The organism is Pseudomonas gingeri, from assembly GCF_013386165.1.
GTDB classification, from domain to species: Bacteria; Pseudomonadota; Gammaproteobacteria; order Pseudomonadales; family Pseudomonadaceae; genus Aquipseudomonas; species Aquipseudomonas gingeri_C.
Genome location: NZ_JACAOS010000028.1, coordinates 125,494 through 139,134, shown reverse-complemented (window position 1 = coordinate 139,134; position 13,641 = coordinate 125,494). Strand labels below are relative to the sequence as shown.

Here is a 13,641-nt window from a genome sequence, read left to right as displayed (position 1 = left end):
AAGCCGGCTCCTACAGGTTTTGTGTCGGTCCGGGATGAGGGTGTTTCAGGTCAACCGATGGGCGTACATCCGACATTCCGCCAGGAGCGCCAACAGGTTGGGATCACGCTCCTTGGCCTTGAGGAACACCACGCCGATATGCTGCTGCAGGCGATAACGCGCCTGCAGCGGTATCAGCTTGACCCGGTTCTCGTACACCGCCGCAATCCGTCCCGGCAGCAAGGCATAACCGACCCCGGAACTGACCATGCTCAGCAGCGTGAAGATGTCATTCACCTGCATCGCCACCTTCGGTTCAAACCCCGCCTGCTCGAACACCCGGTTGCCGTCCCGGTGCGTGGCGAAGCCCTGGGTCAGGGTGATGAAGGTCATGTCCCGCAGGTCGGCCAGGTCCACTTCGCTCTGTTGGGACAGCGGCGAGTCGGCGGGTGTCGCGAGGAAAATATCATCGGAAAACAGCGGCAGGTGCTCGCAGTCCGAGTCGTTGCTGGTCTCATCCAGTGACACCAGGATCGCATCCACTTCCATGTTCTTGAGCTTGTAGAACAGGTCGAAGTTCGAGCCCAGGATCAGGTCGATATTGAGCTCGCTGCGACGGATCTTCAGGCCCATGATCAATTGCGGCACGGTTTTCACCGTCAGCGAATAGAGCGACCCGAGCTTGAAGCGCTCGGCGGAGAAACCGGCGGCTTCGCGGGTCATGCGCACACTTTCGACGACGTCCTGAATCAGCTTCTGCGCGCGTTCCTCCAGCACATAGGCACTTTCCAGCGGAGTCAGGTTACGCCCTTCGTGCTTGAACAGCGGGCAACGCAGGGCGTTCTCCAGGGAGTGGATGGCCCGGTGCACGCTGACGTTGCTGGTCTGCAACTCGGCCGCCGCCCGCGCCAGGTTGCCGGTACGCATGAAGGCCAGGAACACCTCCAGCTTTTTCAGGGTCAGCTCTTCGTCGATCAGCATGGCGCGGGCTCTTTTTCGAATGCCCCGATTGTGCCCAAGTCCTGGGGTTTTGGCAGGGGCTTTTTCAGAACCAGTTGAGCCCCAGGGCACTGCTCGACAAACCCAGGGCGACGCCGACGATGATCAACCATATGGCATTGACCCGGCTGAAATAGACCACTGCGGCGCTGACCAGTGTCAGCAGCAGGCTCAAGCTGCTGGTTTCCATACTGCGGATCAGGATGTAGCTGGCCGCCAGGATCAGTCCCACCGAGACCGGCAGCAAGGCCCGCTTGATTCGCTGCACCCATGGGGTTTCGGTGTGTTTCTCCAGCCAGCCGGCGCCGAACCAGGTCAGCATCGAACACGGCAGCAGCTTGGCTGTCAGCGCGACCAGTGCCCCGGGCAGGCCGGCGGCCTGCTGGCCGATAAACACCAGGAACATGCCGTTGGGCCCCGGCAACGCCTGGGACAGGGCGAAGAAGGCGACGAACTGGGCGTCGCTGATCCAGTTCATCTGGGTCACGGTGTAGCGATGGATATCGCCCAGGGCCACGGTGTTGCCGCCAATGGCCATCAATGACCAGAGCGCGCATTGGATCATCAGGTGAAAGAGTACGGTCTGCATGGCTCAGGCTCGCGGGTCGACAAAACGCAGGGCAATCGACAGCGGAATGCAGATCAGCAAGACACTCCATAACGGCAGTACCAGCACCCCCATCAAGACAAAGGTCAGGCCAAAGGCGCAGTAGTTGGCGAGGTTGCGCGGCATGGCCTTGAGCAGGCGCAAGGTGGTGCCGAGCATCAGGCCGGTGGCGATCGGCATGACGGCGCCGAACACCTGCTGCACCGCGTCGTTGCTCCACCAGCGGGCGTAGGCAAAGCCCGCCAGCACGGTGATGATCGACGGAAACAGGTACAAGCCGAACAACGCGGCACAGGCCCCGGCCAGACCGTGCTGGCGCCGACCGTAGATGATGCTGACATTGCCGATATTGGGGCCGGGGAAGAATTGGCCGGTGGTCAGCAGTTCGTTGAAGCTCGGCTCGTCGACCCAGCGCCGCCGGTCGACCATCATCTGCCGGGCCCAGGGCATGACGCCGCCAAAGCCGAACAGGCCGACCATGGCGAAGTTGTAGAACAGTTGCCAGAGGCTGGGGGAGGGCGCAGGGGGGGTGAGTGCGGGCGCGGACATCAGCATGGGCTCCGTTGAACAGTGTGAAACCGTTGATTGAGCAACGGGCCATCAGTAAAACCGGTTCGGCCATGACACGCCAGAGGGGGACGGCCCGGCTTTGTATTTTCTGTCAGGGAGGGTCTTTTTTTCTTAATCTATGGAGCGATATATAGAAGATGGAGGTTGTGTTTTTTCGTGGGAAGGTACCTGGATACAGGCTCTTCCTGACGCTGTCATACCAAGACCCTTGTGCTTTTGCCCGTCAGGCCTGAGCCTTGGGCGCAGTTGTATCGACCAAGGGAGGTAAGTGGCAGATGTATCACGGGGAACGACTCAATGCCTGGACCCATCTGGTCGGGGCCGTCTTGGCCTGTATCGGGGCGATCTGGTTGCTGGTGGTGGCAAGCCTCGACGGCAGCCCCTGGAAGATTGTCAGCGTGGCCATTTATGGCGTGACCCTGATGTTGCTGTACAGCGTGTCGACGGTCTATCACAGCGTGCGCGGGCGGGCCAAGGTGATCATGCAGAAGGTCGATCATCTGTCGATCTACCTGTTGATCGCCGGCAGCTATACACCGTTCTGCCTGGTGACGTTACGCGGGCCCTGGGGCTGGACGCTGTTCGGGATTGTCTGGGGCCTGGCGGTGATCGGCATGTTGCAGGAGATCAAGCCGCGCTCCGAAGCGCGGATCCTGTCCATCGTGATCTACGCGGTGATGGGCTGGATCGTGCTGGTGGCGGTCATGCCGTTGCTGGCGGCGCTGGGGACGGCGGGGTTCGTCTGGCTGGCGACCGGCGGGGCGCTGTATACCCTGGGGATTATTTTCTTTGCCCTGGACCATCGGTTGCGGCATGCCCATGGGATCTGGCATCTGTTTGTGATTGCCGGCAGCGTGCTGCACTTCGTGGCGATTTTCTGGTACGTGATCTAAACCCGCGGCGCGCTCGCCCCCTGTAGGAGCGAGCTTGCTCGCGATCCGCCGGCAGGCGGATGCTGCTGCGCCTGGAAGGACGCCATCGCGAGCAAGCTCGCTCCTACAGGGGCGTGTGTATCAGAAATCGCCCCACAACTGCTGCGCCACCGCCAGCGCCACCACCGGCGCGGTTTCGGTACGCAGCACCCGTGGCCCCAGGCGTGCAGGCAGATAACCGGCTTGTGCGGCCTGTGCCACTTCGCTGTCCGACAACCCACCCTCCGGCCCGATCAGGAACGCCAGCGTCCCCGGCTTGGGGTGACTGGTCAGCGGTTCGGCCACCGGGTGCAGCACCAGCTTGAGGTCGGCCTCGACCTGTTTCACCCACTCGGCCAGCAATAGCGGCGGATGAATCACCGGCAGCGTGGAGCGACCGCACTGTTCGCAGGCGCTGATCGCGATCTGCCGCCAGTGGGCCAGGCGTTTGTCGGCGCGTTCATCCTTGAGGCGGACTTCGCAACGCTCGCTGACGATGGGGGTGATTTCACTCACGCCCAATTCGGTGGCTTTCTGGATCGCCCAGTCCATCCGCTCGCCCCGGGACAGGCCCTGGCCGAGGTGGATATGCAGCGGTGATTCGGTTTGCCCGGCGAAGCTTTCGTTGAGCTGCACGCGTACGCGTTTCTTGCCGACCTCCAGCAAGCTGCCGAGAAACTCCGTGCCCGAACCGTCGAACACTTGCAGGGCGTCACCTTCGGCCATGCGCAGTACGCGGCCGATGTAGTGGGCCTGGGCCTCGGGCAGTTCGTGTTCGCCGAGGCTCAGGGGGGCGTCGATAAAGAAGCGTGAGAGTCGCATTTGAAGTCTCTGTTGAAAGTCGTATTCGAGGCGGTTGACGATGGACCTATGGCGAGCGGGAAAGCCCGCTCGCCACACATCTTCCCTGTCCTCTAGCCCGGATCACGAAAATCCGGATGGAAATTGGCCGGCACCGCCACGCTGATAGCGCTGCGGGTAGCGATATCAATCCCTTCGCTCGCCACCTCGGCCAGGAAATCGATCTGCTCCGGGGTGATCACGTACGGCGGCAGGAAATACACCACGTTGCCCAGCGGCCGCAGCAAGGCGCCGCGCTCCATGGCGTGCTGGAAGACCTTCAAACCACGGCGTTCCTGCCACGGATAGGCGGTCTTGCTCGCCTTGTCCTGGACCATCTCGATCGCCAGGGCCATGCCGGTCTGGCGCACTTCGGCCACGTGCGGATGGTCCACCAGGTGCGCGGTGGCACTGGCCATGCGTTGGGCCAGGGCCTTGTTGTGCTCGATGACGTTGTCCTGCTCGAAGATATCCAGGGTCGCCAGGGCTGCGGCACAGGCCAGTGGATTGCCGGTGTAGCTGTGGGAATGCAGGAACGCCCGCAGGGTCGGATAGTCGTCGTAGAAGGCGCTGTAGACGTCCTCGGTGGTCAGGCACGCCGCCAGCGGTAGATAGCCGCCGGTCAGGGCCTTGGACAAGCACAGGAAGTCCGGACGGATACCGGCCTGTTCGCAGGCGAACATGGTCCCGGTCCGGCCGAAGCCCACGGCGATTTCATCGTGGATCAGGTGCACGCCATAGCGGTCGCAGGCCTCGCGCAACAGCTTGAGGTAGATCGGGTGGTACATGCGCATGCCGCCGGCGCCCTGGATCAGCGGCTCGACGATTACCGCGGCAACGCTGGCGTGGTTTTCCGCCAGGGTCTGCTCCATGACCAGGAACATGTTGCGCGAGTGCTCTTCCCAGCTCATGCCCTCCGGACGCAGGTAGCAATCCGGGCTGGGCACCTTGATGGTGTCCAGCAGCAACGCCTTGTAGGTCTCGGTGAACAACGGCACATCGCCCACCGACATCGCCGCCACGGTCTCGCCGTGATAGCTGTTGGTCAGGGTGACATAACGCTTCTTGTCCGGCAGGCCGCGGTTGAGCCAGTAATGAAAGCTCATCTTCAGCGCGACTTCGATGCAGGACGAACCATTGTCGGCATAGAAGCAGCGGGTCAGGCCCTCGGGCGTCATCTTCACCAGGCGTTCGGACAACTCGATGACCGGCTGATGGCTGAAACCGGCGAGGATCACGTGTTCGAGCTGGTCGACCTGGTCCTTGATGCGTTGGCTGATGCGCGGGTTGCAGTGGCCGAACACATTGACCCACCAGGAACTGACCGCGTCGAGGTAGCGCTTGCCGTCGAAGTCTTCCAGCCAGACGCCTTCGCCGCGCTTGATGGGGATCATCGGCAATTGCTCGTGATCTTTCATCTGGGTGCAGGGATGCCACACCACCGCGAGATCGCGTTGCATCCACTGGTTGTTCAGGCTCATTTCCACTCTCCGGCAGGCAGTCCGCGACGCAGGCGGACACACAATCGCGCAAGCCTATGCAATGCGCGACCGCAGGACAACCCATGGGCGCATTGGCAGAGCCCGACGCGGACCGAATAAACCCCGGTGCCCGGGTGTTTGCCCCAGGATCGACCTTAATATTTTCTTAACCCGCTCGTCTCAGACTCATAATCGTATTTCTCGATATTTCAAAGCGAAATTTTCCGCTTTAATTCGATAGGTAAATCATTAGTCTTGGGCGCAACACTTACAGGATTACGGCAATGCAGCTACGCAACTCATCCTCTCGCTACGGTGCTGTCAGCATGTTCCTGCATTGGGGCGTTGCCCTGGTGGTGTTTGGTCTTTTTGCGCTGGGCTTGTGGATGGTCGGGCTCGACTACTACAGCGAGTGGCGCAAGGCGGCTCCGGATCTGCATAAAAGTATTGGCCTGACCCTGTTCGCGTTCATGGTGCTACGGTTGATCTGGCGTTTCATCAGCCCACCACCACCGGCACCGGCCAACCATGGGCGGCTGACCCGCCTGGCGGCCAAGCTCGGTCACGCGTTTCTCTATCTCAGCCTGTTTGCGTTGATGTTTGCCGGTTACCTGATTTCCACCGCCGAAGGTGTCGGGATCCCGGTGTTCAACCTGTTTGAAGTCCCGGCCTGGATTTCCAGCATCCCCGATCAGGCGGATGTGGCCGGTACGGTGCACTTGTACCTGGCCTGGACGGTGGTGATCTTTGCCGGTCTCCATGGTCTGGCTGCTCTGAAACACCACTTTATCGACCGTGATGCGACGCTGACCCGCATGCTGGGTCGCAAAGCCTGATGTTCAACCTCGACTCAAAAGGAATAGAAGTATGTTGAAAAAGACTCTCGCCGCTCTGGCAATTGGTTCTGCACTGTTTGTTGCCGGTCAGGCGATGGCGGCGGATTACGTGATCGACAAGGAAGGCCAGCACGCTTTCGTTGACTTCAAGATCAGCCACCTGGGCTACAGCTACATCACCGGTACCTTCAAGGACCTGGACGGCAAGTTCAGCTTTGACGCGGCCAAGCCTGAAGACAGCAAGATCGAAGTCAACGTGCGTACCGCCAGCGTGTTCACCAACCATGCCGAGCGTGACAAGCACATCTCCAGCAAAGACTTCCTGGACGTTGCCAAGTTTGCCGATGCCAAGTTCGTTTCCACCAGCGTCAAATCCACCGGCAAGAATGCCGATGGCAAGGACACTGCCGACGTGACTGGCGACCTGACGATGCACGGCGTGACCAAGTCGATCGTGGTCAAGGCGACTTTCCTGGGCGAAGGCAAGGATCCATGGGGCGGCTACCGTGCCGGTTTCGAAGGCGTAGCGCACATCAAGCGTTCGGACTTCGGCAAGATGATGGATCTGGGTCCAGCGTCTGATGCGGTAGAACTGTACGTCACCTTTGAAGGTGTGAAAGCGAAATAACCTGTAGGAGCCGGCTTGCCGGCGATGGCGGTCGATTGGGCGATGCAAGGCTCACTGCCGCATCGCCAGCAAGCCGGCTCCTACAGTCCATGGGTGTCCTTGTGATCCCCCATAAAAAACGCCCCCGGCTCTCACGAACCGGGGGCGTTTTCATTGCGCTACAAACTCAGCGATTGCGAGTCAACAACGCCGGTTTCTCACCGCGTGGACGGCCTGGCAACTGATCCAGTTGCTCTGGTGTCGGGAAGCGATCGGTCTTCGACTCTTTATGAATGATCTTCGGTCCCGGGCCGCGCGGGTTCTGCACCGCTGGCTCTTCCCGTGGCTGATCATCACGAGCCGGACGACGGTTGCGCGACTCTTCACGACGGGCTTGCCCATCACGTGGAGCGCCATTGCGCGGGCCGCTGCGCTTGGCCGGAGGCGTCCCGGTCGTCGCGCCGTTGCTGCTGCGCGGACCATTCTGACGACCTTGCGGCTGACCGGTACGCGGAGCGCCTGCACCCGCAGCGCCGCCTTGAGCCGGAGCCCCCGGACGACGACCACGACCCTGGGCCGGCTTGGCCTGAGGCACGTAGTCAACGCGGTTACCGAAGTTATCCACATCGTCATCCAGGAACTCGTCTGGAGCACGATCAGCGGCCGCGCGCGGCGGCTGGCTTGGCTGACGCTGTTCGCGGGCTGGAGTGCCTTCACGAGGCTTCTGCTCACGGGCCGGACGCTCGCCGCGACCGTTGGTAGGCGCTTTTTCCTTGCCGCCCTTGTCTTTGCCTTTGTCCCGACGACCGCCACCACCGCCGCCGCCGTTCGGGCCATCGCCCTTCGGACCGCGTGGAGGGTTACGTGGGTTGCGCACGTCCGGACGCTCGCGCACTTCCGGTTTCTCGGCTTCCACGGCGCTCGCATCAAAACCCATCAGGTCGCCATCGGCGATTTTCTGCTTGGTCATGCGCTCGATGCTTTTCAGCAGCTTCTCTTCGTCCGGTGCGACCAGGGAAATGGCCTCGCCCGAACGACCGGCACGGCCAGTACGGCCGATACGGTGCACGTAGTCTTCGTCGACGTTCGGCAGCTCGAAGTTGACCACGTGTGGCAGCTGGTCGATATCCAGACCGCGAGCGGCGATATCGGTGGCCACCAGGATACGCACTTCACCGGCCTTGAAATCGGCCAGGGCTTTGGTGCGGGCGTTCTGGCTCTTGTTACCGTGGATGGCGACAGCGCTCAGGCCGTGCTTGTCCAGGTACTCGGCCAGGCGGTTGGCGCCGTGCTTGGTCCGGGTGAAGACCAGCACCTGTTCCCAGGCGCCGGCGGTGATCAGGTGCGCCAGCAGCGAGCGCTTGTGGCTGGCGGCCAGGCGGAACACGCGCTGTTCGATACGCTCGACCGTGGTGTTCGGCGGCGTGACTTCGATGCGTTCCGGGTTGTGCAGCAGCTTGCCGGCGAGGTCGGTGATGTCCTTGGAGAACGTCGCCGAGAACAGCAGGTTCTGCCGTTTGGCCGGCAGGCGCGCGAGGACCTTCTTCACGTCATGGACAAAGCCCATGTCGAGCATGCGGTCGGCTTCGTCCAGCACGAGGATTTCCACGTGGGACAGGTCGACGCTGCCTTGGCCACACAGGTCGAGCAAACGGCCCGGGCAGGCGACGAGTACGTCGACACCACGGGACATGGCCTGAACCTGTGGGTTCATGCCGACGCCGCCGAAGATGCAGGCGCTGACGAATTTCAGGTCGCGAGCGTAGACCTTGAAGCTCTCGTGAACCTGGGCAGCCAGTTCACGGGTCGGGGTCAGGACCAGCACGCGCGGTTGGCGTGGGCCGTGACGCTGGGATTTGTCCGGGTGACCGTTGGGAAACAACCGTTCCAGAATCGGAAGGGCGAAGCCCCCGGTTTTACCCGTACCTGTCTGTGCCGCGACCATCAGGTCGCGACCTTGCAACACGGCGGGAATAGCCCGCTGTTGCACCGGAGTAGGCTCGGTATAGCCGGCTGCCTCGATGGCAGCGACCAAAGCCTCGGAGAGACCGAGGGAAGCAAAGGACATGAGTAATCCTGTTCAGTAAGGGCTTGGCCCGATGGGAATCTTGCCTGGCGCGAATGGCGTTTCAGGTTCTGGTAAGAGGAAAGCGGCCCGCCTGTTGAGCAGGCCTGGCGAGTTTTCTTACAGACCCCTGGGGCGCATCCCGTCCGGTCCTGCTGGGCCTTGAGGCTCTACGCACTGCTCGCGCGGGCCGTTGGGCGGCGCTGGTCGCAGTGTCGGAATACCTGGTGCAAGGTCGAGCGTCCGGGCGTGAGCCTGGCGGGAAGGCCGGAGTATAACAGAGCTGAGGCTGTGCGCCGCTTTCCTGCTGCTCAACGGTTTGCGCTTTTGTTCTCAGGGGGCTTTGCTGGCCTTGCCGGCATAACGGGCAACCAGTTCGGCATAGGCCGGTTCACGTTTGAAGCGCCGCAGTTCGGCGCCGAAACGCTGCAACAGCAGGTCCATCCCGGCGTTGCGGCGGATTGCCAGGTATTGGCTTTCTCGGGCAATCACCGTCGGATACTGGTCGATCTGCCCTTGCAACCGAAGCTGTTTCAGGAGGCGCTGGCCGACCCGGCGATCGGTGATCAGCAGATCGATGCGGCCCAGGGCCAGTTTGCCGAAGTTGGCTTCGTGGCTGGGCCCGTCTTCGCGCTTGAGTTGCGCTGTGCCCTTGAACACCGAACCGTACAGATAGCCGGGCGAGGTGCCGATGGTCAGGCCCTTGAGATCGTCGAGGGTGTTGAAGGGGTGAGGGTGGGCCTTGGCGTAGAAGAACACGAACTCGACATCCGATAACGGTTCGCTGGGGTAGAGCAGGCTGCTGTCGCGCTCGTGGTTATGGAAGATATCCAGGGCGCCATCCGCCTGACCTTGTTCCAGCAGCATCAGGCAGCGTTTCCAGGGCAGGAACTGCCACTCCACCTCGACTCCCAGGCGCTGGAAGACAATGGCCGTGGTTTCGTAGTCTAGCCCTTTGGCCTGGCCGTTTTCCTCGTAGACGTAGGGTGCCCAGGGTTCGGTGACAATACGCAGCTTCTCACCTTGAGCGGCGAAGCTCAGGCAAGCAAAAAACACGGCTGTCAGAAGCTGGGTAATGACGGGCATGACTGGAGAGTACGACGCCAGAGCTACGAATAGAAGCTCTGGAGCGCTTGTTTCGGTTTTACACGGGGGGGCGGACCTTGAGCAGGTGGTGACGGATGCTCTCCCGACGTTTGCCCAGTAACAGGCGCACGGTCACACTGTCGAACCATCGGGTCAATTGCTCATTGGTTAGCGGTTGCTTGAGGCGTTTCTCCAGACTCTCCCGGGCTCTCTCCCACCAGGCCGTGCCACATGCCTGATCGAACTCGTTGGCGTGCTCGTAGCAGCCATAGAGCAGTTCGCGGAAGAACTGGCGTTGCTGTTTTGGCAACGTCAGGGTCATGAACTTGTTGCGCATGCGTTGCCCGCGGGGCGGGCGTGGCAGGCGACCATTGACCCGGCAAGCGTCGTCGAGTGCTTCGCGGCTGAGGGGGGCGGCGCCGTGCTTGCACAGCCAGGCCTTGATCTTGGCGCGGAACAGCATCTTGCGGCCCCAATAATGGTGGATCAGGTCCGGGCACTCACTGATGTTGCAGGTGCGATAGGCGGCCAACGAGAGGCAGAACTCTTCCAGCGTGTAGGCACCCTGAGCGAAAGGAAAAAGTTCATCCATCAACTGTATGGATCGCTCCATGATGCCAATGTCTTGCCGGTTCAGGCCGATCACCCCGGAGTTGAGGGTCATCATCTGATCGTCGGCCAGGCCCTGTTCGTTGAGGCGGGCTGAAAGCGCTGTGTACAGCGTCATCTTCTTGTCGGTGCCGTAGGCGCAGTAGAACTCGTTGCACAGCAGAGTGCCCGGCGTTACGCGCTTGAACAGCTCCATGGGGGAGCAATGGAAGAAGGTGTCAGTGTCGATCAGTATCGCTTGCTCGGTTTCTTCGAGGACTCTGAGCATTGCCATGTGCTTGATTCGGAAATGATATCCATAGGGGCCACTCCAGCTTTTGCGAGTGGCTTCGTCCAGCGTGCGGACGCGCACCGGCAATAGTCGATAAGGCTCGGGATTGTCGCTGAAGACCTGGATGTCGAGTTCCGCGTCGGGTGTCTCGCGCAGGCGAGCCAGTGCACTGGCAATGCTGAACACCGCCTCCTGATGATAAGTCTCTTTGCCGAAGACCAGGTAGACAAGCTGTGGGCGGTTGGAGGGCGTCGTAGTCATTGGCAACGATCTTATTCTCGGAGAGGGAGTACAGCCCCCGGATTTCCAGGGGCTTGCAGCTTTTAGCGGGGCAGCTTCAGGTTGTTCCAGATCGCCAGGCTCGGTTCCGCCTGGTTCAGGGTGTAGAAGTGCAGCCCTGGAGCACCACCTTCCAGCAGGCGGTCGCACATCTGGCTGATCACTTGCTCGCCGAAGGCCTGGATGCTCTTGGTGTCATCACCGTAGGCTTCCAGTTGCTTGCGGATCCAGCGTGGGATTTCTGCGCCGCAGGCGTCGGAGAAACGTGCCAGTTTGCTGTAGTTGGTGATCGGCATGATGCCCGGCACGATCGGGATATTCACACCCATCGCCCGTACGCGCTCGACGAAATAGAAGTAGCTGTCGGCGTTGAAGAAATACTGGGTGATCGCACTGTCGGCGCCGGCGTTGGCCTTGCGCACGAAATTCTGCAGATCGTCTTCAAAGCTGCGTGCTTGCGGGTGCATTTCCGGGTAGGCGGCGACTTCGATATGGAAGTGGCTGCCGGTTTCTTCACGAATGAAGCTCACCAGGTCATTGGCGTGCAGCAATTCGCCACTGGCCATGCCCATGCCGGAAGGCAGGTCACCGCGCAGGGCAACGATGCGCTGGATGCCGGCGTCCTTGTATTGCTGCAACAGGCCGCGCAGGTCGGCTTTGCTGTCGCCGACGCAGGACAGGTGCGGTGCGGCGGGAATCTTTACTTCGCTCTCGAGCTGCAGCACGGTGTTGATCGTGCGGTCGCGGGTCGAGCCACCGGCACCGTAGGTGCAGGAGAAAAAGTCGGGGTTGTAGCTGGCCAGCTGACGGGCAGTGGCGAGCAGTTTTTCCTGCCCAGCATCGGTCTTGGTCGGAAAGAACTCGAAGCTGTAGCGACGATCTTGGGACATAAAGGCAGCCTCTAGCTACGAGCGGCAAGCCGCAAGCTGGAGAACGGCGCAGAGCCTGTTTCCCGTGCTTGAAGCTTGCTGCTCTTCGCAGCTGATAACGATTAAGGATATCGACCTCAGGCCTCAAGCTTCAAGTGAGAAACCGCTCTTCACTCGCCGCTTGAAGCTCAAGGCTTGCCGCTGCTTTTAGTAACGATAAGCGTGCGGCTTGAACGGACCTTCGACGGCCACGCCGATGTAGTCGGCCTGGGTCTTGGTCAGTTGGGTGACCACGCCGCCGAAGCCGCGAACCATTTCCAGGGCCACTTCTTCGTCGAGTTTCTTCGGCAGCACTTCCACGGTCAGGCGCTCGGCTTTCTGAGCGACGGACAGGTCGGCGTACTTCTGGCCGAACAGGAAGATCTGCGCCAGTACCTGGTTGGCGAACGAGCCATCCATGATGCGGCTTGGGTGACCGGTGGCGTTGCCCAGGTTCACCAGGCGGCCTTCGGCCAGCAGGATCAGGTAGTCATCGTTCTGTGGATCGAAATCACCATGACCGGTGCGGTGGATCTTGTGCACCTGTGGCTTCACTTCTTCCCACGCCCAGTTCTTGCGCATGAAAGCGGTGTCGATTTCGTTGTCGAAGTGACCGATGTTGCAGACCACGGCGCGCTTCTTCAGGGCCTTGAGCATGTTCGAGTCGCAGACATTCACGTTACCGGTGGTGGTCACGATCAGGTCGATCTTGCCCAGCAGGGCAGCGTCGATGCTGGCGGCAGTGCCGTCGTTCTGGCCGTTGATGAACGGCGAAACCACTTCGAAACCGTCCATGCAGGCTTGCATGGCGCAGATCGGGTCGACTTCGGAAACTTTGACGATCATGCCTTCCTGACGCAGGGACTGGGCCGAGCCCTTGCCCACGTCACCGTAGCCGATGACCAGTGCTTGCTTACCGGACAGCAGGTGGTCGGTACCGCGCTTGATGGCATCGTTCAGGCTGTGACGGCAGCCGTACTTGTTGTCGTTCTTGCTCTTGGTCACCGAGTCGTTGACGTTGATGGCCGGGATTTTCAGCTCGCCCTTGGCCAGCATGTCCAGCAGACGGTGCACACCGGTGGTGGTTTCTTCGGTCACGCCGTGGATTTTTTCCAGCATGGCCGGGTATTTCTTGTGGATGATCTCGGTCAGGTCGCCGCCGTCGTCGAGGATCATGTTGGCGTCCCAAGGCTGACCGTCTTTCAGGATGGTCTGCTCGATGCACCACTCGTACTCTTGCTCGGTTTCACCTTTCCAGGCGAAAACCGGGATGCCGGCGGCGGCGATGGCGGCAGCGGCCTGATCCTGAGTCGAGAAAATGTTGCAGGACGACCAGCGCACTTCGGCACCCAGGACAACCAGGGTTTCGATCAGCACGGCAGTCTGGATGGTCATGTGGATGCAGCCGATGATCTTGGCGCCCTTGAGCGGCAGCTCACCGGCGTACTTGCGGCGCAGACCCATCAGGGCCGGCATTTCCGATTCGGCGATGATGGTTTCGCGACGGCCCCAGGCAGCCAGGGACATGTCGGCGACTTTGTAGTCGTTGAAATCTGCAGGCGTGTTGACAGCGCTCATGAAGAGCCTCCATTC

The 13,641-nt window shown here is 61.1% G+C and carries 12 protein-coding genes and 1 pseudogene; 3 read left to right on the top strand and 10 right to left on the bottom strand.

Annotated features, from left to right (window positions below; translation table 11 throughout):
- Nucleotides 1-45: 45 nt before the first annotated feature.
- The 3 genes from HX866_RS31165 to HX866_RS31155 all read right to left on the bottom strand — a co-directional run bounded on the left by HX866_RS31165 (nucleotide 46) and on the right by HX866_RS31155 (nucleotide 2,134).
- Nucleotides 46-960 carry a LysR family transcriptional regulator gene (locus HX866_RS31165; protein WP_177141071.1) on the bottom strand — a complete coding sequence of 305 codons (915 nt, stop codon included), beginning with the start codon at nucleotides 958-960 and terminating at the stop codon, nucleotides 46-48.
- A 64-nt stretch (nucleotides 961-1,024) separates the two neighbouring features.
- Nucleotides 1,025-1,567: a chromate transporter gene (locus tag HX866_RS31160; RefSeq protein ID WP_177098304.1), complete on the bottom strand. Its 543-nt coding sequence runs from the start codon at nucleotides 1,565-1,567 to the stop codon at nucleotides 1,025-1,027.
- A gap of 3 nt (nucleotides 1,568-1,570) precedes the next feature.
- On the bottom strand, nucleotides 1,571-2,134 hold the full coding sequence (locus HX866_RS31155) for a chromate transporter (RefSeq protein WP_177141070.1): 564 nt from the start codon (nucleotides 2,132-2,134) through the stop codon (nucleotides 1,571-1,573).
- Nucleotides 2,135-2,430: 296 nt separating this feature from the next.
- Here HX866_RS31155 and trhA point away from each other — a divergent pair, with 296 nt between their 5' ends.
- The gene (gene trhA, locus HX866_RS31150) at nucleotides 2,431-3,048 is read left to right on the top strand and encodes a PAQR family membrane homeostasis protein TrhA (protein WP_177141069.1); all 618 of its coding nucleotides are present in this window, start codon (nucleotides 2,431-2,433) and stop codon (nucleotides 3,046-3,048) included.
- Nucleotides 3,049-3,168: 120 nt separating this feature from the next.
- Here trhA and HX866_RS31145 read toward each other — a convergent pair whose 3' ends face one another.
- Together HX866_RS31145 and HX866_RS31140 are read right to left on the bottom strand one after the other, a co-directional pair.
- Complete coding sequence (locus HX866_RS31145) at nucleotides 3,169-3,888, bottom strand: 16S rRNA (uracil(1498)-N(3))-methyltransferase (protein WP_177098307.1); 720 nt, start codon at nucleotides 3,886-3,888, stop codon at nucleotides 3,169-3,171.
- A gap of 92 nt (nucleotides 3,889-3,980) precedes the next feature.
- Nucleotides 3,981-5,387 carry an adenosylmethionine--8-amino-7-oxononanoate transaminase gene (locus tag HX866_RS31140; protein WP_177141068.1) on the bottom strand — a complete coding sequence of 469 codons (1,407 nt, stop codon included), beginning with the start codon at nucleotides 5,385-5,387 and terminating at the stop codon, nucleotides 3,981-3,983.
- A gap of 284 nt (nucleotides 5,388-5,671) precedes the next feature.
- On the opposite strand from HX866_RS31140, the gene HX866_RS31135 reads away from it, so the two are divergent.
- Nucleotides 5,672-6,223, top strand: coding sequence for a cytochrome b (locus tag HX866_RS31135; RefSeq protein WP_177098309.1), 552 nt, complete (start codon nucleotides 5,672-5,674; stop codon nucleotides 6,221-6,223).
- A 31-nt stretch (nucleotides 6,224-6,254) separates the two neighbouring features.
- Complete coding sequence (locus tag HX866_RS31130) at nucleotides 6,255-6,851, top strand: YceI family protein (protein WP_177098310.1); 597 nt, start codon at nucleotides 6,255-6,257, stop codon at nucleotides 6,849-6,851.
- A 166-nt stretch (nucleotides 6,852-7,017) separates the two neighbouring features.
- Here HX866_RS31130 and HX866_RS31125 read toward each other — a convergent pair whose 3' ends face one another.
- From HX866_RS31125 to HX866_RS31105, 5 genes and pseudogenes are all read right to left on the bottom strand, one after another.
- The gene (locus tag HX866_RS31125; protein ID WP_177098311.1) at nucleotides 7,018-8,898 is read right to left on the bottom strand and encodes a DEAD/DEAH box helicase; all 1,881 of its coding nucleotides are present in this window, start codon (nucleotides 8,896-8,898) and stop codon (nucleotides 7,018-7,020) included.
- Between the two features lie 286 nt (nucleotides 8,899-9,184).
- Nucleotides 9,185-9,981, bottom strand: a pseudogene (locus HX866_RS31120) (substrate-binding periplasmic protein); the annotation flags it as partial.
- Nucleotides 9,982-10,039: 58 nt separating this feature from the next.
- On the bottom strand, nucleotides 10,040-11,122 hold the full coding sequence (locus HX866_RS31115) for a hypothetical protein (RefSeq protein ID WP_177098313.1): 1,083 nt from the start codon (nucleotides 11,120-11,122) through the stop codon (nucleotides 10,040-10,042).
- Nucleotides 11,123-11,184: 62 nt separating this feature from the next.
- On the bottom strand, nucleotides 11,185-12,030 hold the full coding sequence (metF, locus tag HX866_RS31110) for a methylenetetrahydrofolate reductase [NAD(P)H] (protein WP_177098314.1): 846 nt from the start codon (nucleotides 12,028-12,030) through the stop codon (nucleotides 11,185-11,187).
- A 186-nt stretch (nucleotides 12,031-12,216) separates the two neighbouring features.
- Entirely contained in the window at nucleotides 12,217-13,626 is a 1,410-nt protein-coding gene (locus HX866_RS31105; protein ID WP_121135269.1) for an adenosylhomocysteinase, read from the bottom strand.
- Nucleotides 13,627-13,641 lie beyond the last annotated feature (15 nt).

Bases quoted from the DNA above. Each gene is read 5' to 3' on its own strand.
- HX866_RS31130 (WP_177098310.1), top strand. From the start codon at position 6,255: ATGTTGAAAAAGACTCTCGCCGCTCTGGCAATTGGTTCTGCACTGTTT.
- HX866_RS31160 (WP_177098304.1), bottom strand. From the start codon at position 1,567: ATGCAGACCGTACTCTTTCACCTGATGATCCAATGCGCGCTCTGGTCA.
- HX866_RS31155 (WP_177141070.1), bottom strand. From the start codon at position 2,134: ATGTCCGCGCCCGCACTCACCCCCCCTGCGCCCTCCCCCAGCCTCTGG.
- HX866_RS31115 (WP_177098313.1), bottom strand. From the start codon at position 11,122: ATGACTACGACGCCCTCCAACCGCCCACAGCTTGTCTACCTGGTCTTC.
- HX866_RS31105 (WP_121135269.1), bottom strand. From the start codon at position 13,626: ATGAGCGCTGTCAACACGCCTGCAGATTTCAACGACTACAAAGTCGCC.
- HX866_RS31165 (WP_177141071.1), bottom strand. From the start codon at position 960: ATGCTGATCGACGAAGAGCTGACCCTGAAAAAGCTGGAGGTGTTCCTG.
- HX866_RS31135 (WP_177098309.1), top strand. From the start codon at position 5,672: ATGCAGCTACGCAACTCATCCTCTCGCTACGGTGCTGTCAGCATGTTC.
- HX866_RS31125 (WP_177098311.1), bottom strand. From the start codon at position 8,898: ATGTCCTTTGCTTCCCTCGGTCTCTCCGAGGCTTTGGTCGCTGCCATC.
- metF (WP_177098314.1), bottom strand. From the start codon at position 12,030: ATGTCCCAAGATCGTCGCTACAGCTTCGAGTTCTTTCCGACCAAGACC.
- trhA (WP_177141069.1), top strand. From the start codon at position 2,431: ATGTATCACGGGGAACGACTCAATGCCTGGACCCATCTGGTCGGGGCC.
- HX866_RS31145 (WP_177098307.1), bottom strand. From the start codon at position 3,888: ATGCGACTCTCACGCTTCTTTATCGACGCCCCCCTGAGCCTCGGCGAA.
- HX866_RS31140 (WP_177141068.1), bottom strand. From the start codon at position 5,387: ATGAGCCTGAACAACCAGTGGATGCAACGCGATCTCGCGGTGGTGTGG.